This is a genomic window from Massilia orientalis, assembly GCF_030411975.2.
Lineage (GTDB): Bacteria > Pseudomonadota > Gammaproteobacteria > Burkholderiales > Burkholderiaceae_D > Telluria > Telluria orientalis.
Genome location: NZ_JASNRB020000006.1, coordinates 182,841 through 201,954 on the forward strand (window position 1 = coordinate 182,841; position 19,114 = coordinate 201,954).

General features: G+C 67.7%; 19 protein-coding genes. 5 read left to right on the top strand and 14 right to left on the bottom strand.

What is annotated here, in order from left to right:
* Positions 1-203: 203 nt before the first annotated feature.
* The 3 genes from QPK29_RS11355 (at position 204) to pncB (ending at position 3,763) form a co-directional block, all read left to right on the top strand.
* Positions 204-1,877, top strand: coding sequence for an AMP-binding protein (locus QPK29_RS11355; RefSeq protein ID WP_371768326.1), 1,674 nt, complete (start codon positions 204-206; stop codon positions 1,875-1,877).
* A gap of 89 nt (positions 1,878-1,966) precedes the next feature.
* A complete protein-coding gene (locus tag QPK29_RS11360) occupies positions 1,967-2,524 on the top strand; it encodes an SET domain-containing protein (RefSeq protein ID WP_056135622.1) in 558 nt (185 codons plus the stop codon).
* A 51-nt stretch (positions 2,525-2,575) separates the two neighbouring features.
* Positions 2,576-3,763, top strand: coding sequence for a nicotinate phosphoribosyltransferase (gene pncB, locus QPK29_RS11365; protein ID WP_371768327.1), 1,188 nt, complete (start codon positions 2,576-2,578; stop codon positions 3,761-3,763).
* Positions 3,764-3,881: 118 nt separating this feature from the next.
* Here pncB and QPK29_RS11370 read toward each other — a convergent pair whose 3' ends face one another.
* Positions 3,882-6,065, bottom strand: a complete 2,184-nt coding sequence (locus QPK29_RS11370) for a hybrid sensor histidine kinase/response regulator (RefSeq protein ID WP_400189760.1) — start codon at positions 6,063-6,065, stop codon at positions 3,882-3,884.
* A gap of 316 nt (positions 6,066-6,381) precedes the next feature.
* Between QPK29_RS11370 and QPK29_RS11375 the strand changes: the two genes are divergently transcribed.
* Complete coding sequence (locus tag QPK29_RS11375; RefSeq protein ID WP_371768329.1) at positions 6,382-7,083, top strand: response regulator transcription factor; 702 nt, start codon at positions 6,382-6,384, stop codon at positions 7,081-7,083.
* A 16-nt stretch (positions 7,084-7,099) separates the two neighbouring features.
* Here QPK29_RS11375 and QPK29_RS11380 read toward each other — a convergent pair whose 3' ends face one another.
* The 13 genes from QPK29_RS11380 to QPK29_RS11440 form a co-directional block, all read right to left on the bottom strand.
* Positions 7,100-8,005: a type II secretion system F family protein gene (locus QPK29_RS11380; protein ID WP_371768330.1), complete on the bottom strand. Its 906-nt coding sequence runs from the start codon at positions 8,003-8,005 to the stop codon at positions 7,100-7,102.
* 11 nt (positions 8,006-8,016) lie between these two features.
* The gene (locus tag QPK29_RS11385; protein ID WP_160407569.1) at positions 8,017-9,006 is read right to left on the bottom strand and encodes a type II secretion system F family protein; all 990 of its coding nucleotides are present in this window, start codon (positions 9,004-9,006) and stop codon (positions 8,017-8,019) included.
* Between the two features lie 10 nt (positions 9,007-9,016).
* Positions 9,017-10,369: a CpaF family protein gene (locus tag QPK29_RS11390; protein ID WP_371768331.1), complete on the bottom strand. Its 1,353-nt coding sequence runs from the start codon at positions 10,367-10,369 to the stop codon at positions 9,017-9,019.
* Between the two features lie 19 nt (positions 10,370-10,388).
* Positions 10,389-11,537: an AAA family ATPase gene (locus tag QPK29_RS11395; RefSeq protein ID WP_056135600.1), complete on the bottom strand. Its 1,149-nt coding sequence runs from the start codon at positions 11,535-11,537 to the stop codon at positions 10,389-10,391.
* A gap of 17 nt (positions 11,538-11,554) precedes the next feature.
* Positions 11,555-11,974, bottom strand: coding sequence for a TadE/TadG family type IV pilus assembly protein (locus QPK29_RS11400; protein WP_056135597.1), 420 nt, complete (start codon positions 11,972-11,974; stop codon positions 11,555-11,557).
* Positions 11,971-12,396 carry a TadE/TadG family type IV pilus assembly protein gene (locus tag QPK29_RS11405; RefSeq protein ID WP_056135594.1) on the bottom strand — a complete coding sequence of 142 codons (426 nt, stop codon included), beginning with the start codon at positions 12,394-12,396 and terminating at the stop codon, positions 11,971-11,973. The genes QPK29_RS11400 and QPK29_RS11405 overlap by 4 nt, the downstream gene beginning before the upstream one ends.
* 10 nt (positions 12,397-12,406) lie before the next feature.
* The gene (locus QPK29_RS11410; RefSeq protein ID WP_371768332.1) at positions 12,407-13,621 is read right to left on the bottom strand and encodes a pilus assembly protein TadG-related protein; all 1,215 of its coding nucleotides are present in this window, start codon (positions 13,619-13,621) and stop codon (positions 12,407-12,409) included.
* 81 nt (positions 13,622-13,702) lie between these two features.
* The gene (locus QPK29_RS11415) at positions 13,703-13,903 is read right to left on the bottom strand and encodes a Flp family type IVb pilin (RefSeq protein WP_056135583.1); all 201 of its coding nucleotides are present in this window, start codon (positions 13,901-13,903) and stop codon (positions 13,703-13,705) included.
* A 109-nt stretch (positions 13,904-14,012) separates the two neighbouring features.
* Positions 14,013-14,213 carry a Flp family type IVb pilin gene (locus QPK29_RS11420; RefSeq protein WP_056135580.1) on the bottom strand — a complete coding sequence of 67 codons (201 nt, stop codon included), beginning with the start codon at positions 14,211-14,213 and terminating at the stop codon, positions 14,013-14,015.
* A 75-nt stretch (positions 14,214-14,288) separates the two neighbouring features.
* Positions 14,289-14,582 carry a hypothetical protein gene (locus tag QPK29_RS11425; protein ID WP_056135577.1) on the bottom strand — a complete coding sequence of 98 codons (294 nt, stop codon included), beginning with the start codon at positions 14,580-14,582 and terminating at the stop codon, positions 14,289-14,291.
* Complete coding sequence (locus QPK29_RS11430) at positions 14,579-16,024, bottom strand: type II and III secretion system protein family protein (RefSeq protein WP_371768333.1); 1,446 nt, start codon at positions 16,022-16,024, stop codon at positions 14,579-14,581. Before QPK29_RS11430 ends, QPK29_RS11425 begins: the two co-directional genes overlap by 4 nt.
* A gap of 29 nt (positions 16,025-16,053) precedes the next feature.
* Positions 16,054-16,881 carry a Flp pilus assembly protein CpaB gene (gene cpaB / locus QPK29_RS11435; RefSeq protein WP_371768334.1) on the bottom strand — a complete coding sequence of 276 codons (828 nt, stop codon included), beginning with the start codon at positions 16,879-16,881 and terminating at the stop codon, positions 16,054-16,056.
* 16 nt (positions 16,882-16,897) lie between these two features.
* Positions 16,898-17,485 carry an A24 family peptidase gene (locus QPK29_RS11440; RefSeq protein WP_371768335.1) on the bottom strand — a complete coding sequence of 196 codons (588 nt, stop codon included), beginning with the start codon at positions 17,483-17,485 and terminating at the stop codon, positions 16,898-16,900.
* 240 nt (positions 17,486-17,725) lie between these two features.
* Here QPK29_RS11440 and QPK29_RS11445 point away from each other — a divergent pair, with 240 nt between their 5' ends.
* A complete protein-coding gene (locus QPK29_RS11445) occupies positions 17,726-19,114 on the top strand; it encodes an FAD-binding oxidoreductase (protein WP_371768336.1) in 1,389 nt (462 codons plus the stop codon).

Consider the following 19,114-nt stretch of genomic DNA (forward strand, 5'->3'; position numbering starts at 1 on the left):
GGAGCAACCTCCCGCGGAGGCGGGAGCCAGGTTCGGCGCGTTTCGATGACGCGTGCAAATCGGGTCCCCGCCTGCGCGGGGACGACGAGGTTGCACATCATCCGTTCCCATCCCGCTCGTGGCAGAATGGTCGCGAGCCGTTACACGACCACCGACACGGGCGCTCACGAGGCGCCCGTTTCGCAACCACAAGGAGACGACCGATGGCATCCCCGTACGAGCGCTTCATCCGCGCGCGCGACTTCCTGCACCAGCATCGCACCGATTACGCGACGGCCTATCGCGATTACCGGTCGCCCGAGCTCGACGAATTCAACTGGGCACTCGACTATTTCGACACGGAGGCCAAGGGCAACACGACGCCCGCGCTGTGGGTCGTGGAACAGGACGGCAGCGAGCGCAAGATCGGTTTTGCCGACATGGCGGCGCGTTCCAGCCAGGTCGCGAACTGGCTGCAGGATTGCGGCGTGCGGCGCGGCGACCGCGTGCTCCTGATGCTGCCGAACCGCGTCGAGCTGTGGGAGATCATGCTGGCCGGGATCAAGCTGGGCGCCGTGCTCGTGCCGACGACCATGCTCGTGTCCAGCAACGACCTGCAGGACCGCCTGCAGCGGGGGCAAGTGCGCCACGTGATCGCGCAAGCGTCCGAGACGCACAAGTTCGCGGACCTGTCCGGCGATTTCACGCGCATCGCCGTCGGCGGGAACGTCGCCGGATGGCGCGATTACGCGGACAGCGCGACGGTGGCGGCAGGCTTCGTCCCGGACGGTATCACGCGCGCCACCGATCCGCTGCTGTTGTACTTCACGTCGGGCACGACGGCGAAGCCGAAGCTCGTGTTGCATAGCCACCAGAGCTATCCGGTCGGCCATCTGTCGACGATGTACTGGATCGGGCTGCGGCCGGGCGACGTCCACTGGAACATCAGCTCGCCGGGCTGGGCCAAGCACGCGTGGAGCTGCTTCTTCGCGCCGTGGAACGCGGGCGCCACCGTGTTCGTCTACAACTACGAACGCTTTTCCGCGCGCGCCTGCCTGGACACGATCGTGCGCTGCGGCGTGACGTCGCTGTGCGCGCCGCCGACGGTGTGGCGCATGATGATCAAGGAAGACCTCGCGCAGTGGCAGCCGCCGCTGCGCGAACTGGTCGGCGCGGGCGAGCCGTTGAATCCGGAAGTCATCGAGCAGGTCGAGCGCGCGTGGGGCATCCGCATCCGCGACGGTTTCGGCCAGTCCGAGACCACGTGCCAGATCGGTAATCCGCCCGGCCAGCCCGTCAAGCCGGGATCGATGGGCCGGCCGCTGCCGGGCTACCGCGTCGCGCTGCTCGACATCGACGACCAGCCGGCGGAGGAGGGAGAGATCTCGCTGCGCCTCGATCCGGCGCCGCTGGGCCTGATGCTGTGCTACGAGAACGACGAGGCGAAGACCGCGGACGTCATGCGCGCCGGCCACTATCATACGGGCGACACGGCGCGCCTGGACGAGGATGGCTATTACTTCTACGTGGGCCGCAACGACGACGTGTTCAAGTCGTCCGACTACCGCATCAGCCCGTTCGAACTGGAGAGCGTATTGATCGAGCATCCGGACGTGCTGGAAGCGGCCATCGTCCCGAGTCCGGACCCGGTGCGCCTCGCGGTGCCGAAGGCGTTCATCGCGCTGCGTCCGGGCGTGGAGCCGACGCGCGCACTGGCCGCCGCGATCTTCGCTTTCGCGCGCGACCGGCTGGCGCCGTACCAGCGCATCCGCCGCATCGCGTTCACGGACTTGCCGAAGACGATCTCCGGCAAGATCCGCCGGGTCGAGTTGCGCAGGGCGGAGGCGGCGGGCGATCGGGCCGTGCTTGAATTCAGGGACGACGAATTCGGCGGCTGAGTAGCCGACACGGTAAGATAATGGCGTGCGGCAGGAATGCCGCGATCCGATCAATAATAGATCGTGTCCATCCAACCGAACGCCGATCCATGAACCCGTCCGTCAGTCCGACCACATCGAAGCAGACCGCAAGCAAGGGCGCCCGCAAGCCGGCCCGCCCGGCCTCGTACGAGGTTCGGAAATCGCCTGTGCACGGCAACGGCGTGTTCGCGCTGCGCGACATCCCGGCCGGCGAGCGCATCATCGAATACCGCGGCGAGCGCATCACGTGGGACGAGGCGACGCGCCGTGCCGCCGAACGGGGCGGCCCGGTCAATCACACGTTCTATTTCAGCCTCGCCGACGGCAACGTGATCGACGGCGGCCGGCGCGGCAACGACGCCCGCTGGATCAACCACGCGTGCGAACCCAATTGCGAAGCCTACGAAGAAGACGGCCGCGTGTATATCCACGCGCTGCGCGACATCGACGCGGGCGAGGAACTGAACTACAACTACGCGCTGATCTACGACGAGCGCCACACGCCCGCGCTGAAGCGCCTGTTCGCCTGCCGCTGCGGCACGCCGGCCTGCCTCGGCACGATGCTGGCGCCCAAGAAGCGTGTGCGCAGGAAGCGGATGCCAGAGTCTGCCGGCGCCTCGACCTGAAGCATCCGGACCCGACATCGACACCACAACATCAGGAACCACCGCCAGCCCATGAAACCCGTCGTCCGCAGCCTGCTCGAAACCGACCTCTATAAATTCACCATGTGGCAGGCTTTGATGCACATGCACCCGAACGCCAGCGGCGAATACGAGTTCAAGTGCCGCAACACGCCCGCGTATCCGCTGGCGGAATTGAAAGAAGAAGTCGAACGCGAGTTGGACCACCTGTGCACGCTGATGTTCACGGAGGACGAGGTGCACTACATGCGGTCCCTGCGCTTCATCAAAAGCGACTTCGCCGACTTCCTCACCTTGTTCCGTTTCCAGCGCAAGTTCATCCACGTGGAAACGGACGGGCCGCACCTGCGCATCCGCGCCTGCGGTCCGATCGTGCACGTGATGGGCTTCGAGATCTTCGTGCTGTACATCGTCAACGAGCTGTATTTCCGCCGCTTCGACCAGCAGGCCGCCATCGGCGAGGCGCGCAAGCGGCTCGACCAGAAGATCGCCGAGTTCCGCGCCTTCGACCAGGAGCCGAAGAAGGTCAACCCGTTCGAGTTCTTCGATTTCGGCGTGCGCCGCCGCTTCTCGGGCGACTGGCACGAGGAAGTCGTCGCCACGCTGGCGCGCGAGCTGCCGCAGTTCTTCAAGGGGACGTCGAACGTCTTCCTGGCGAAGAAATTCGACCTGGTGCCGATCGGCACGATGGCGCACGAATACATGCAGGCGTTCCAGTCGTTCGACGTGCGCCTGCGCGATTTCCAGAAGAAGGCGCTGGAGGACTGGGTGCAGGAATACCGCGGCGACCTCGGCACGGCGCTGACGGACGTCGTCGGCATGGACGCGTTCCTGCGCGACTTCGACCTGTATTTCGCCAAGCTGTTCGACGGCCTGCGCCACGATTCCGGCGACCCGGTGGAGTGGGGCGAGAAGGCCATCGCGCACTACGCCAAGCTGCGCATCGACGCGCGCACGAAGCGGCTCGTGTTCTCGGACGCGCTCACGGTGCCCAAGGCGCTCTCCCTGTACCGCCACTTCGCCGACCGGGTGATGACGGGCTTCGGCATCGGCACCAAGCTCACCAACGACACGCAGTACGACCCGCTGAACATCGTCATGAAGCTCACGCGCTGTAACGGCCAGCCCGTCGCCAAGTTGTCCGACAGCCCCGGCAAGGGCTTCAGCACGGACGAGACCTTCATCGCCTATCTGCGCCAGGTGTTCGACCAGCATATCTGACCGACACGGCGCCGCCACTGCGCGGCGTTTGTTGTCGACATTTCTGCAACTAACCGACGAGTTCGCGCAGCGGCGACCGGCGGCGGGCAGCGGGCAGCGCGGGGCCGGCGGTACCGGCTCAGGCCGGTGCCGGGTCGCTCGATGCGTCGGCGTCGTTCGCGTCCAGCGCCCGCCGCAGATCGTCCAGGCTGGCCGGCTTGGTCAGGTGCAGGTCGAACGCGGCATCATCCGGCGGCGCGTGCGCGGCCACGCCGGCCTGGCGGCCGTAGCCGGTGAGCGCCGTCAGCCGCAGTGGTTTCACGGCCGCGCGACGCATGGCGGCGGCGAGGGCGTAGCCGTCCATGTCGGGCAGGCCGATGTCCAGGATCGCGACGTCCGGCGGCCAGGCCGCCTGCACGTCCAGCGCCGCGTTCGCCGTGTGCGCCGCTTTCACTTCGTGGCCCAGTTCGCGCAGGATCGCGGCCGTGAGGGCGGCGGCGTCCTCGTTGTCGTCCACGACCAGTACGCGCAGCGGCCGGCTCGCCGCGCGGATGGGAGCGGGCGCCGTGGCGGACGGGGGCGCGCCGAGCGGCAGCACGATCTCGAAGCGGCTGCCCAGGCCGGGCCCGTCGCTGTGCGCGCTCACGCGGCCGCCGTGCAGCTCGACGATGCGCTGCACGATGGCGAGACCGAGTCCCAGGCCGCTGTGGTGCACCAGCGGTTGCGGCGCCTGGTAGAACGGTTCGAACACGCGCTGCGCCAGCGCGGTATCCATGCCCACCCCATTGTCGGCGACGACGAGGCGGGCTTCGCCGCCCACGCGCTCGAGGACGACGTGCGTGTCCGTGCTGCCGAAGCGCGCCGCATTCGACAACAGGTTGCCCAGCACCTGAGCAAGACGGTGCTCGTCGCCGGCGATCCACAGCGCCGCGGGGGCCTGCAGGCGAAGCGGCTGGTCGGGCCGGGCCGCGACGGCGTGGCGCACGACGGCCGCCAGGTCCACGGGTGCGACGTCGATGCGCAGCTTGCCGGACGCGATGCGCGACACGTCGAGCAGGTCGTCGACGAGGTGTTTCAGGTGCGCGACCTGGCGCCGCATGATGCCGCGCTCGCGGCGCGAGGCGGCGTCGTCGCGCAGGTCCATCAGGTCGAGCGCGCCGGCGATGGGGGCCAGCGGATTGCGCAGTTCGTGGCCCAGCACGGCGAGGAATTCGTCCTTGGCGCGACCGGCCTGGCGCGCCAGTTCCAGCGCGTCCTCGCGGTCGCGCTCGTGCGCGGCGCGGCGCGCGCCCGCGGCCCGCAGCGCGGCGCCCATCGCGTCGATTTCCTCGATGCGCGACGTGGGCACCACCGGGTCGGTGCCGGCGCCTAGGGCGGCGGCGCCCGCCGCGAGCGTCGCGATGCGGCGCACGATGCGGCGCGCCAGCAGCGTCGCGAGACCGATGCTGAGCGCGAGCGACAGCGCGATGCCGGCGCCGTACCACGCAAAGCCCGGCCCGCCGGCCCAGCCCGCGGGCGGCGCGCCGACGGCGACCGTCCAGCCGTAGCGCGACAGCCGCGTATAGGCGGTCGTGACGGCATTGCCTTCGAGCGTGACGGTGGCACCGGCGCTTTCCGGGCCGTTCAGCCGGATCAGCCGCGCCAGGCTCGGGCTGGGCGGCCCGCCGACGTGGTCGCCCTGGCCGTGCGAACGGGCGACGATCGCGCCGTCGCCGTCCAGCACCGAAATCACCGAGCCGGGCGGCACCTGCTGGCGCGCGAGCGCGCGCATGATGCGGTCGGGCTGGACGACGGCCGTCAGCACGTACGGATGGCCGGCGGCGTCGCTGACGGGAAAGCGCACGGGGACGGCAGCCCGCCCGCCCTTGCCGCGCGCGACGTGGCCGATGACCGGGCGGCGCAGCAGCAGCGCCTGGCGCAGGCTGGACGGATCGGCGACGGGTTGCGGCGGCGCGTCGAAGGGCGCGGTCGTGCGGAACACCATGTTGCCGTCGCCGTCGGCCAGGATCACGCCCAGCCATTCCGGCTGCGCCCGGGCCTGGTCGCGCGCGACGGGGTAGAAGGCCCGCACGTTGCCGGCGCCGAGCGCAGGCGTGCGCGCGATGCTGGCGAGGGTAGCGACGGTGCCGTCCAGTTCCGCGTCGACGGCGCTCGACAGCGCGCGTGCGAGGTCCAGTAGCGCCCGTTCCTGTTCTCCCTGGTGGTACTCGGCGGCGAGATGCACGCTCCAGGCGCCCAGCGCGGCCAGCGGGAGCAGGCCGGTCGCCGTCAGCAGGACGAGGAGGTGACGAAGGGACAACGAAGGGCCGCGTTGGGCGCGCATGGAATCGGGATTCGAGAAAACGCCGATTATAAGTCCAAACCGGTGCGGCGGACATTTGCACATGCATTCGTGAAATGGGGTGATCGGCAATTAACCATTTGTGGAAAACCACATGTCTGGAAGCCGCAACAACCGTAGATTCTCACAAAATATTTCACGGAAAGGTCGCGGGAAGCGCTCGAAGCGCAACAACTGGCGATATTATATTTACGGAGCTCATCGATAAATGACTGGTGGAATTCGCGGCCGTCATTGAAACAAGGGCAGCGGCACTCTTTTGGGAGTGCGGTTTTTATATATATTTCAGGAATGAAATATGACGCCACAACGACTGTCGATATCGGAAGCGCCCATTCGCGTCATGGTGGTGGAAACCCACCAGCTGATCCTGTGGGCTTTGACCAAACTGATCAATAGCCACCGGCCGGGGATGGAAGTGGTGGCTGTCGCCGGCACGCAATGCGATGCATTGTTCCAGTTGCCCACGGCGGCGCCCGACCTCGTGCTGATGAAGTACGAACTCGCGGTCACGGCCCACCAGGCCTGCCTGCCCGAGGCGTTGACGTGCGGGCGCCACACGCTGCTGTTCGCGCAAGAGTTGGAGACGGACACGCTGGCGTCGACGCTGCGCTGCGGCGCGCACGGCCTGCTGAGCCGCCGCTCCAGCGCCGACGAGATCGTCAAGGCCATCGAGAAGACGCATCAGGGCGAGCTGTGGTTCGGCCGCGAAGCGACCTGTCTCGCGCTCAACGCCCTGCGCGGCGGCGAGCCGGCGCGGCCGCATCCGCACCACGACGGCCTCGATGCGCTGACGCCCCGCGAGCGGCGCGTCCTGCAGACCGTGGTCGCGAACAAGGTCCGGACGAATCGGGATCTGGCGAAAATCCTGTTCATTTCCGAATCCACGTTGCGGAATCACTTATCGTCGATTTATCAAAAACTCGGCGTGAGTAATCGGCTTGATTTATATGTGTACGCGCAAAGCCATTTGGTAACAAATGCCGCCGAAATGGCCTGAACCGCGTTTTCCCTGATTATTGGAGCAGCAGCGGGGCGATGGTCCGGATAATCTGGATGATGGCCGGTCCGAGCACGACCATGATAATCGACGGGAAAATGAACAGGACCAGCGGGAATAACACCTTGGTCGGGATTTTCGCGGCCTTTTCTTCCGCGCGGGTCTGGCGTTTGTGGCGCAAATCGTCGGAAAATACCCGCAGCGAATCACCGATGCTGACGCCGAACCGGTCGGCCTGCGTCAGCATCGTCGCGAACGACGTCAATTCCTCGACGCCCGTGCGCAGCGCCAGGTTGCGCAGGGACGTCTCGCGCGTGCCGCCGGCGCGCATCTCGAGGTTCGTCAGCTGCAGCTCGTCGGCCAGGGCCGGACTCCGGGTCTGCATTTCCTCGGCCACGCGCGTCAGCGCCGTGTCCATGCCCAGCCCCGCCTCGACGCACACGAGCAGCAGGTCGGCGGCGTCGGGGAAGCCGTCGAAGATGTCGCGCTTGCGCGCCCGCCCGGCCAGCGCCAGCGCGATGTTCGGCAGGTAGCAGCCGGCCGTCGCCGCGGCGACGACCCACAGCAGCAGGGTCATGCCCGTCGCCTCGTGCGACACGCGCAGGGCCAGGTACGTGGGCGCGCCGGCAAGCGCCGGCAGCAGCGTCTTCAGGCCGAAGAACAGATGCGGCGCCTTCGGATGGCGGATCCCGGCGTTCATGAACCTGATGCGGATCGGCGACGTGTCCCAGTCCCCGGACGGCGTGGACAACCTGGCGAACGGCGTCACGGCATTGGTGATCCGCTCGCGCCAGGCCGGCGCGGACGGGGCGCCGGGCGTCAGCGCGTGCAGGCGCCGGTCGGTCCGGTCGGGGGCGAGCCACAGGTACAGGCCGACACTGCCGACGCTGACGGCGAGGAAGACGACGATGGGCAGTAACATGGCGCTCTCCTTCATACACGGATACGGGTGATGCGGCTCAGGACGACGATGCCGAGCAACATCATGCACAGCAGGGCGCGCAGCATGCTGACGCCGATGGGGTCGACCCACAGCGGCCGCATGAAGTCGGGATTGACGAAGTACAGCAGGGCGCCCAGGAGGAAGGGCAGCAGGGCCAGCGTCCAGGCCGACATCCGGCCTTCCGCCGACAGGACCCGTACGCGCGCGAGCAGTTTCAGGCGTTCGCGAATCAGCTTGCTCAGGTTGCCGAGCACTTCCGCCAGGTTGCCGCCCGACTGCCGCTGGATCAGGATGGCCACTGCGACATACCGGTAGTCCGTCAGCGGCACGCGCTCGCACAGGCCGGCCAATGCCTGCTGCAGCGAGACGCCGAAGCTGACCTGCTCGTGCACGAGCCGGAACTCGGCGGCGATCGGCTCGGGCATTTCATCGGCCAGCATCTGGATGCCCAGCGGCAGCGAGTGGCCGGCACGCACGGCGCGCGTGATGAGGTCCAGCGCTTCCGGCAATTGCTGCTCGAGCCGGCGCAGGCGGTGTGCGCGTTGCGCCGCCACGTAGGCCCAGGGCAGGGCGGCCAGCAGGCCCGCGAGGACGAGGCAGAAATACAGCGGCTGCGCGCCCGTCATGCCCAGCGCCAGCCCGGCGGCGCCGGCCGTGGCGCTGAGCAGCAGCAGGCGTGCGACGGTCCAGTGCAGGCCGGCCTGGCCGAGCAGGTTGTGCAGGGTCGACGTCACGACGACGCCGCTCAGGATGCGGGCCACGAACGACAGCTCCGACAGGCGGCCCCGCTTCAGCAGGGGGCGGCGGGCCGGGCCGGCGTTCGTGTGCACGAGCTGGTCGAGGCGCCGCTGCAGCCGCATCGCCTCCGGACCGCGGCGCGCGCGGTACAGCAGCCACGCGCCCTCGACGAACAGGATCACGGACACGAACACCAGCAGCAGGACCACGAACAGGGCATGGCCGGACGGGTTCTCTGACATGACGCTCTCCTCAGGCAAGGCGGCGGGACGGATCGAACATGTGGTCGGGCAGGTGGATGCCGAATGCGCGCAGCCGCTCCGCGAAGCGGGGACGCACGCCCGTCGCCTGGAAATGGCCGATGATGCGGCCATCGCCGTCGACGCCGGTCTGGTGGTAGGCGAAGATTTCCTGCATCGTGATCACGTCGCCTTCCATGCCCGTGATCTCCTGGATGCTCGTCACCTTGCGCCGGCCGTCCGTCAGGCGCAGCGCCTGGATGACGACCGTGATGGCGGACGCGACCTGCTGGCGCGCCGCCTTGTGCGGCAGGTTCAGGTTGGCCATGCCGATCATGTTCTCCAGCCGCGACAGCGCGTCGCGCGGCGTGTTCGCGTGGATCGTCGTCAGCGAGCCTTCGTGGCCCGTGTTCATGGCCTGCAGCATGTCGACCGCCTCGGCGCCGCGCACCTCGCCGATGATGATGCGGTCCGGCCGCATCCGCAGGGCGTTCCTGACGAGGGCGCGCGCCGTGACCTCGCCCCTGCCTTCGATGTTCGGCGGCCGCGTTTCCAGGCGCACGACGTGCGGCTGCTGCAGCTGCAGCTCGGCCGCGTCCTCGATCGTCACGAGGCGCTCGGTCTCGGGGATGTAGCCGGACAGGATGTTCAGCAAGGTCGTCTTGCCGGCGCCCGTGCCGCCCGAGATCATCATGTTGACCTTCGCCCGGCTCAGGCCCTCGAGCATGGCGGCCATGTCCGGCGTGAGGCTGCGCATCTCGTCCACCAGGTTCGTCATCTTGAGCGGGATGTGCGCGAAACGGCGGATCGACATCATCGGGCCGTCCAGCGCGACGGGCGGGATCACCGCGTTCACGCGCGAGCCGTCGGGCAGGCGCGCGTCGACCATCGGGCTCGATTCGTCGATGCGGCGGCCGACGAGCGACACGATCTTGTCGATGATGCGCATCAGGTGGCGGTCGTCCGTGAACGTGACGTCGGACAGTTCCAGCTTGCCGTGGCGTTCGACGTAGACTTTGTCCCACGCGTTGACGAGGATGTCGGAGACGGCCGGATCGGCCATCAGCAGCTCGAGCGGGCCGAAGCCGAGCATCTCGTGCTGGATGTCGCGTACGAGCATGCGCCGTTCGAGGCCGCTGATGGGCGTGTCCTCGTCCAGCAGCATGCCGTCGATCGCGGTGGCGATCTCCTGGCGCAGACGGTCGGCCGGCAGGCTCTCCAGCACCGTGAGGTCGAACCGGTCGAGCAGCTTCAGGTGCATCTGTTCCTTCAGCTGCTTGTAGGCGTCGCGCAGGATCGCCTGGTGGACGCCGGCCTTGCCGGCATCCGCGGCGACGGGCATGCTGAGTTTATCGCGCAGGGACATGGCATCCTCCGTGGGTGGGTCAGGCGCGGCGGAACAGGCGGTCGAACAGGCTTGCGGGCGGCTCGGCCGCCGCCGCCATCGCGCCGCCCAGTTCCGACAGGCCGCGGATCACGCCGTGCTTGCGCTCCACCTGCACGAGCGGCACGCCGTGGTTGATGGCCGTGCTCACCTGGCGCCAGCCGTTCGCGATCATGTGGATCTCGTGCGCGCCCAGGGTGCGCCGGATCTTGTCGAGCGTGATGTCGTCGCGCTTGTCGTAGCGGTTCAGCAGCAGCTCGATCTTGTCCTTCGGGTAGTCGAGCGAGCGGAACACGGACAGCAGCTTGTCGGCATTGCGCAGGTGCGGCACGCTCGCCTGCAGCACGAGGAAGATCGACGCGGCCTGGTCCAGCGCCGTCATCAGCATGGCGTCCACCACGCGCGGCAGGTCGAGCAGCACGAAATCGTACTGCGTGACGGCCAGCTTGAGGATGGCGTCGATGTGCTCGGGGCGGATGTCCGCGGCCTGGCCGGGTTCTTCCGGCGCCGCGAGGATGCTGTACGCGGGCGTGACCTTGATGGTGGTGGCCTGCAGCAGCGGCGCGTCGAGGCGGTTGATGTCGCGCGTCAGGTCCGTGATCGTGCTCGCCGCGCGGGTGTCCTGCAGGAAGCTGAGCGCGTCGCCGAACTGCAGGTTCAGGTCGATCAGCAGCACCTTGTGCGACTGCGCCAGCTGGTAGCCGAAGTTCGTGGCGAGGAACGTCGTGCCGCTGCCGCCGCTCGTGCCGATGAAGGCGTGGATCTTGCCCTGGCTTGCCGTGCGCACGGCCGACAGCTTCACGGCCGCGCGTTCGACGGCCGCCAGCAGCTCGCCGGGGTGCACGGACGGCAGCACCTCGCGCACGCCGGCCCGCATGGCGTCGATCAGGAAGCCGGGCGCGCGCGCGGTGGCGAGCAGCAGCACCGCCACGCCGGGGCATTGCATGGTCGTGCGCTCGATCTGGGTGAAGTCGAGCGCCTTGTCGTCGCGGCCGTCCAGCAGCAGCACGTCCGGCGCCAGCGCCTTGGCGAGCGTGCGCAGTTCGGCCGCGTTGCCGGCCGTGCTCATGACGTCATGGCCCGTCACGGCCAGGATCGAGGCCGCCAGCTTGAGGAAGGCCTTGTCCTCGGAAACGATTACGATCTTCATGGTGTCCTCTCGATGGGCTAGCAGATCAGGGGGTTGTAGGTCATCATCTCGCGCGGCAGATAGGTCGAGAAACCGGGCAGCATGACCAGGGGCGTGGCCAGCAGGCTCGGAATCGGCGCGATCCAGCGGAATTGCAGGCCCGTGATCGCGACGGTGACGGATTCGCAGTTGGTCGCATCGCAGTTGGCCGGTTGCCAGACGACGTCGATGTCGGAGACCTGCGGCATCAGGCCCTGCATCGTCGCCAGGATCCGGGCCTTGTTGGTCGGATCCGCGCACACGACGGCGTACCGTGCGCCGGCCCGGGCGGTCTCGTTGGCGACGTTCCACGTGTACAGCAGGCGCGCAAAGTCGAGGATGCCCAGCAGGAAGCCGAGGAGCAGGAGGAAGGCGAGGGCGAATTCGACGCTGGTCGAGCCCCTTTGTCTGGTGTTCATGACGGGCTCCGCATCGTGGCCTGGATCGTGCCGAAGACTATGTTGTTGAGACGCATGCCGAAGACGCTGCCGGCCATCGGCACGAACGTGAATCCGGTGACACTGACGGTGACGGTGTTCATCACGGGGTAGCTGCCCGTCGTGCTCCAGACGGGATCGGGCACGTTGGACAGCGTCAGTCCCGCGAAGCGCGGCGAGCCGGTGCCGTTCGGGTTTCCGTAGACGATGATGTTCCTGGCGTTGACGATGCCCGTGCCCTGCGCCCGCACCGACAGGTAGCGCGCCGACTGCCGTACGGCTTTCGTGATCGTGTCGTACTGGTAGTAGGCGCGGCCGAATTCCGTCGTCAGGAACAGCAGCATGACGAGCATCGGCAGGATCAGGGCAAACTCGACGAGCGCAACGCCTTTCTGGTTCTTCATGGCGAACTCCTTATCGTACGAGGACGGGAACGAGCGGCCCCGCGAGGCCGCCCGGGAGACCGTTGGCCGTGCAGGGGCTGGAGGCATCCGACGCGTTGCCCAGGAATTCCAGCTGCACGTCGTCGAACGGCGAGGGAATCGGCTGCAGCATGAGCATGCAGGCGAAGTCGATCACGTTGCTGCCGCCGTCGACGACCGGCACCACGACGAGCCGCCGGTTGCTGCCGTACTTTTTGAGGTCGCCGTTCGGCCCGCCCGTGGCTACCGTCTTGAACTGATTGAGTTTGAGTTTGGTCAGGTTTTCACAGGCACTGACCGATGCGGCGCAGTTGGTGAAATTCTGGCGCTGGTTGACGAAATCGTTGTAGGCATTGCTGCCAGCCTGCCAGGTGCCGGCCTTGGTATACACGTAGCCGGTAAAATCGGGGCTCGCGACGTCCGGACCGCTGTTGTTCTTGTAGATGCCGAAGCGTGTGTTCCACGTATCCGCGATCGTTCCCTGCACACCGGGCGTGCCGAGCTTGCTGCCCACCTTGGTGCCACAAAAACCTTTTAACTCCGCTTCGGTCTCCGAGGCGCTGTTGCTGCCGTCCAGGTTCGCCCAGCCGATCTGTCCGGCTGAAGCGTTGGTCTTGCTCAACAGCGTCACCCATTCGCCTTTGACGAATCCAAAATTGGGCTTGGCGCCGCCTGCCTTCGGTTTCAGCGCGAGGGGCATGGGGCAGGTCGACTGCGCCGGCGTGGTCGTCGCTTCCGCCAGCGCGGCGACGTCCATCTTCGCGGCGAACGCCGAGGAGCCGACCAGCAGGCCGGCCATGTGGACGAGGTTCGTCGCCGTGTCGCGCTGGACGTGGTTGCAACGCACGTAGCGCGCCGTCGCACTGGTGGCGCCCACGTTGTGGTTCTGGTCGCGGAACGTGATGTCGGCCGCCGTCACCTGACCCTTGCCGCTCCAGGTGGCGGACTGCAGGTCGACCCGGTTGACGTTGCCGGCCGCGATGCCGGCGTTCGTGGCCCGTGCCAGCGCATCGGGCTGGCCGTTCAATTCCTGCGCGGCGGCGAGGGCGCACGCGTCCATGGATGTTTGCAGTTCCGAGCGGACGATGAAGAGGTGGCCGAGATCGACCGCCAGTCCCAGGAAGCCGAGCAGCAGGAACAGCAGGAGCGCGACGGTGACGATGACCGCGCCCGCTTCGTTTCTCCTCTGTTTGATCAGGGACCGCATGATCGTCCTTTCGTGCTCGTGACAAGTGCTGGCGGAGAGCCGGGTGGCGCCGCACTGCGGCGCCACCCGCGGCGCTCTGGTTCAGCTGCAGGTGCCGCTCAGGCAGGTACCCACCTTGGTTGCCAATGCCGAGAAAGCGCTGGTGCCGGCGATCTTGGAGAGGCCGACGGCCAGCGCGATCGACACCAGGGCGATGATGAGTCCGTATTCGACGACTTGCGAACCTTCTTCTTCGCGTGCAAAGTCGGCGGCCAGGGTTTTCACGGTGTGCAGGATGTCCATGTTGAAGTCCTTTCAATGACTGGTGAGTGGAAAATCATGGGTCGACCGATGTCGGACCCGTGCTGCCTCTGCTACTGCTTCATATCGGAGCCGACGGCGCTCCGCATTCTTACGAACAGGTGCCGCCCAGGCACGAGGAGATCTTCGTCGCCAGTGCCGAGAACGGATCGCTGCCGGCGATCTTGGCGAGCCCGACCGCCAGGGCAATCGAAACGAGGGCGATGATGAGTCCGTACTCGACGACCTGCGAACCGTCTTCCTCGCGTACGAAGCCGACGGCCAGGGTGGTCATGGTCTTGACGATGTCCATGTTTAGAGTCCTTTCAAGCTGATGGTGAGTGACAATAGTGGACCGACTTACCGGACCGGTCCGGCCTCTGCTGCTTCAACGGCCGCCGGAACCGCCGTTGCCTCCGCCAATTGCGCCGCCGATGTTGACTACGTTCACGACGGGCGGCGGTTCCTTGAACGAATCCTGGTAACGCTTGATCGCTTCCTTCGCGGCGCGGCCGTCGATGCCCTTGACTTCGTCGGGGCGGCTGCCCGCGGCGGGATCGATCGTCATCGCCAGCCTGGCCTCGCGGACGGCCGCGCCCAGCTGCATGTCGTAGTGCGGGGTCGGGGTCTCCGCGCAACCGGCGGCCAGCAGCGCCAGCGCGCATGCGGTGATGGTCTTCATTTCTCGCTCCTTTCGAGGCTGCCGTTGAGATACACGTCGGCCCGTGTCGGCGGCACGTGGTTGTCGGTGGGCAGGCGCGGCGTGGCGGCCAGCGGCTTGACGAGGCGGGGCGTGACGACGAACATCAGCTCCGTCTGGTCCTTCTGGAATTCGCTGCTGCGGAACAGCGCGCCGAGCACGGGGATCTCGCCCAGGCCGGGGAAGCGCTTGACCGTCTCCGTCGTGTTGTTCTTGATGAGCCCCGCGATCACGAAGCTCTGGCCGTCGTTCAGCTGCACCGTCGTGTCGGCGCGCCGCACGGTGAACGAGGGCAGCACCGAGGTGACGCCGTTGACCGACACGAACGGGTTGCCCGCCTGCGCCAGGTCGGACACCTCGGACACCATCTTGAGGTTGACGCGCGAGCCGCCCAGCACCGTCGGCGTGAACTTGATGCCGATGCCGAATTCCTTTTCTTCCAGCGTGATCGTCGTGAAGCCGCCGGCGCCCGGATCGCGCGCGACCGGGATGAAGATCTTGCCGCCCGAGAGGAAGCTGGCCTGCTGGCCGCTGACGGCCATGATGTTCGGTTCCGCGAGCACGCGCACGAGGCCGTCGTCTTTCTGGCCGTCGACCTGCAGCGTCGTGCGGCCGAGCCGCATCGCCTGGGCGAAGCCGCCGCCTTCGCTGAGGAAGTTCGACAGCAGCGAGAAGGTGTCCGTGCCGCCGTTGCGGCTGCGGGCGAGGCCGACGCTGGAACCCAGTTTGTCGAGCAGCGTCTTGCTGACTTCCGCGATCTTCACCTCGAGCATGACCTGCTGGGCACCCGCGACATGCAGCAGGTTCACGACCTTCTTGCCGTCGCCGTAGGACGCGGCCAGCGACAGCACCTGGTCGAGGACCACGGGGTCGCTGACTTCGCCCGTCAGCACGAGGCTGTTTTCGGCGGCCTTGACGCGGATGCCCCGTTCGTCCGGCACCAGGTCGGCCAGCAGCGACTGCAGCGCTTCCGGATCGACGGTCACGACGATGTCCTTCAGGTGGCAGCGGCCGTCGGCGTCCTGCAGGATCACGTTCATGGCGCCCGTCTTGCGGCCGAGGACGAACAGCTCCGTGGGGGCCAGCAGCGTGATGCGCACTTCCGACACGCCATCCTGTTCCGGCGCCGGGGCGGGCACGGGGGCCAGCGGCATGCCCGGCAGGGCAGGCGCGGCGGCCGGCTGCGCCACGGCGGCACGCTGGCCGGGCTGGGCGCCGCCGACGGCCATGCGGATGACGGCATAGGGCAGCATCACGACGGTCGACTTGCCGAGCGTGACGTACGATGGCTTTTCGACCTGCGTCGCGGTGCACTGGCGCAGCGCGGCGGCGTCGTGCCGGGCGGTCGCTGCCGAAGTCGCTGCGGCGGCGTTGGCGCAGCACAGTGCGGCGGCCGCGAGGGTGGTGAGGACGGTATGGCGCACGATTGACTCCTGTCCGGTTGGCGTGGGTGCTAGTTGAAGCAGCTCTGCCTGGTCGAACCGTCCGGCATCTCGATGACTTCGATGCAGTGGCGGGGCGCGGCGGGGCGCGGCCGGGGCGGCGTCACGCGGACCGGCGCCGCGGCCTTGAAGACTTTCGGTTCGCCCAGCAGTTCGGTGCGGGTGATGCCGGCGGTGCTGACGGTCGCTTCGTCCGACTGGTTGCGCAGGGCGAGCGACAGGGTGCCGATGCTGCGGGCCAGGTCGAGTTTTTCCGAGTCGGCCAGAGAGAGCTCGAGCGTGACGGCGTTGACGACCTTCGGCTTGGTGTCGTCGCGGCCGGCTTCCTGCGCCACGGCCAGCACGAGCACATGTTCGAGCACCGTCTTGCTGATCGGTTTCGTCTCGCCCTTGCCCTCGTCGCGCTGGGCGTGGACGAGGATGTCGACGTAGTTGCCGGGGAGGGCGAAGCCGGCCACGCCGACGACGTCGTTGACGCGCACCGTCATCGCCCGCTTGCCCTCGGCGATGACGGCGGACAGGCCGCCCATCGTGCCGACCGGGGCCAGCTTGCCGTCGATGACGGCCTCGCCGCGGACGACGTCCTGCTTGACGACGCGGCTCTTCAGCGCGGCGGGATCGGCGACCGCGCCGGTCGGCAGCGCGGTGGCGGGCCAGTCGATCGTCGTCAGCATTTCCGGTTCGAGCCGGCTGCCGGCCGGGATGTCGACGGTGGCGACGACGACCTTGTTGGCCGCGACCTTGTTGTGCTGGCCGACCCAGTTGTTGGCGTAAATGGCGGCCACGAGGCCGAGGACGGCCGCAACCAGCAGCAGGGCGAATGCCTTGACGTTTTTCATGATGTCACCGGAGTTGTCAGAGGAAACCGAAGTGCGCGGCGACCGTCGTCGTGATGGTGCCCAGCGCGATGGGAACGGCGTACGGCAGCCTGCCGACGGAACCCGGGTCCGTCGTCGCGATGCGGACGGGCAGGCCGGCCGTGACCGCGATGCCGCCCAGGTGCAGGATCCGCATGACGTTGCCCAGCATGACGCGCAGGGTGCCGTGGCGGAGGGCATACAGGATGGTGCACACGCCGCCGGCGGCGAAGGTGCCGACCAGGGCCAGCGGGACCGCGTGCAGGCCCAGCAGGGAGCCGGCCATCGCCATCAGCTTGACGTCGCCCGCGCCCGTCAGGTGCAGCAGCCACAGCGGGAAGAGCACGGCAAAGCCGACGCCGGCCCCGGCCAGGGACCACAGGAATCCGTGTCCGCCCCAGAACGGCTCGACGGTGCTGTAGGCGAGGCCGAACGCGAGGCCGCCCAGCGTCAGCCGGTTCGGGATCCGCTGGTGCCGCACGTCGGCGACGGCGGCGGCCACGAGCAGGACGAACAGCGCGACGTTGCGCGGGTCCGTGACGAGCATGATGGCAAGTGCGAAAAAGGCGCCGAGTTCATTGTTCATTTTCTTACTCCCTGCTTGACTCAGATCAGTTGAGTGGTTGTTCAGTGTCAATGCTTGGAGAAAAGTCTATCGGCCCGGAAAGATTCAGGCATCAGTCGAGTGTCACGGAATCGCTAGGCAAACCTCCTGTTTATGTACGACAAAACCAGTACAAAACGACCAGGACGATAGTCGGCCCCGCTTGTAACCTTCGCACGGTCGACTATGCTGCAAGGACGGCGTATGCGCGGAGGCGACATCATGGCTGCATTGAAAGAGGAAACAGTCGACGGCTTGCGGGCCGCCTTGCGGGGGCCGCTGCTGCGGCCGGGCGACCCCGACTACGATGGCGCGCGGCAGATCTGGAACGCGATGATCGACCGCCGCCCGGCGCTGATCGCGCGCTGCGCCGGCACGGCCGACGTGTGCACGGCCGTCGCGTTCGCGCGCGACCACGGCCTGCCGCTGGCCGTGCGCGGCGGCGGCCACAACATCGCCGGCAACGCGATCTGCGACGACGGGCTCGTGATCGACCTGGCGGGCATGCGCAGTGTCCACGTCGACCCGGACGCCTGCCTCGCGTACGTCGACGGCGGTGCGCTGCTGGCCGACGTCGACCACGAGACGCAGGCCTGCGGCCTCGCCGTCCCGCTCGGCATCAATTCGACGACGGGCGCGGCGGGTCTGACATTGGGCGGCGGCTTCGGCTGGCTGTCGCGCATGCTGGGGCTCACGGTGGACAGCCTCGTGGGCGCCGAGATCGTCACGGCGGACGCGCGTCGGCGCCACATCGGACCGCGCCAGGAGCCGGATTTGTTCTGGGCGATCCGCGGCGGCGGCGGCAACTTCGGCGTGGTCACGCGCTTCGAATTCGCGCTGCATGCCGTCGGGCCGCTCGTCACGGCCGGGCTGGTCGTGTTCCCGGCCGCGCAGGGGCAAGCGGTGCTGCGCCGCTACCGCGACTACGTGGACACGCTGCCGAACGACGTCTCGATCTGGGCCGTATTACGCAAGGCGCCGCCGCTGCCGTTCCTGCCGCAGGCCGTGCACGGCCAGGACATCGTCGCGCTGGCCGTGTTCTCGACACGCCCGCCGGAGGAAGCGGAGCCGGTGCTGGCGCCCGTGCGGTCGTTCGGCGACGTGCTGGGCGAACACGTGGGCGCCGTCCCGTACGCGGCGTGGCAGAAGACGTTCGACCCGTTGCTGGCGCCGGGCGCGCGCAATTACTGGAAGTCGCACAACTTCACCACGCTGTCCGACGAGGCCGTCGACCTCGTGCTGCGCTATGCCGCCGCCGTGCCGACGCCGCAGTGCGAGATCTTCCTGGGCCTCATCGGCGGCCGCGCGAACGAGCCGGCCGTCGATGCCACCGCGTACCCGCACCGCAATGTGATGTATGCGATGAACGTGCACGGGCGCTGGCTCGACGCCGCCGACGACGCGCGCTGCGTGGCTTGGGCACGGGAGTTCTTCGCGGCCGTGACGCCGTATGCGGCCGGCAGTGTCTACATCAATTTCCTGACGCAGGACGAGGGCGCGCGCATCCACGAGGCGTACGGCACGAACTGGGACCGGCTCGTGCAGGTGAAGCGGCGCTACGATCCGGACAACCTGTTCCGCTTCAATCACAACATCGCGCCGGCCGGGTGA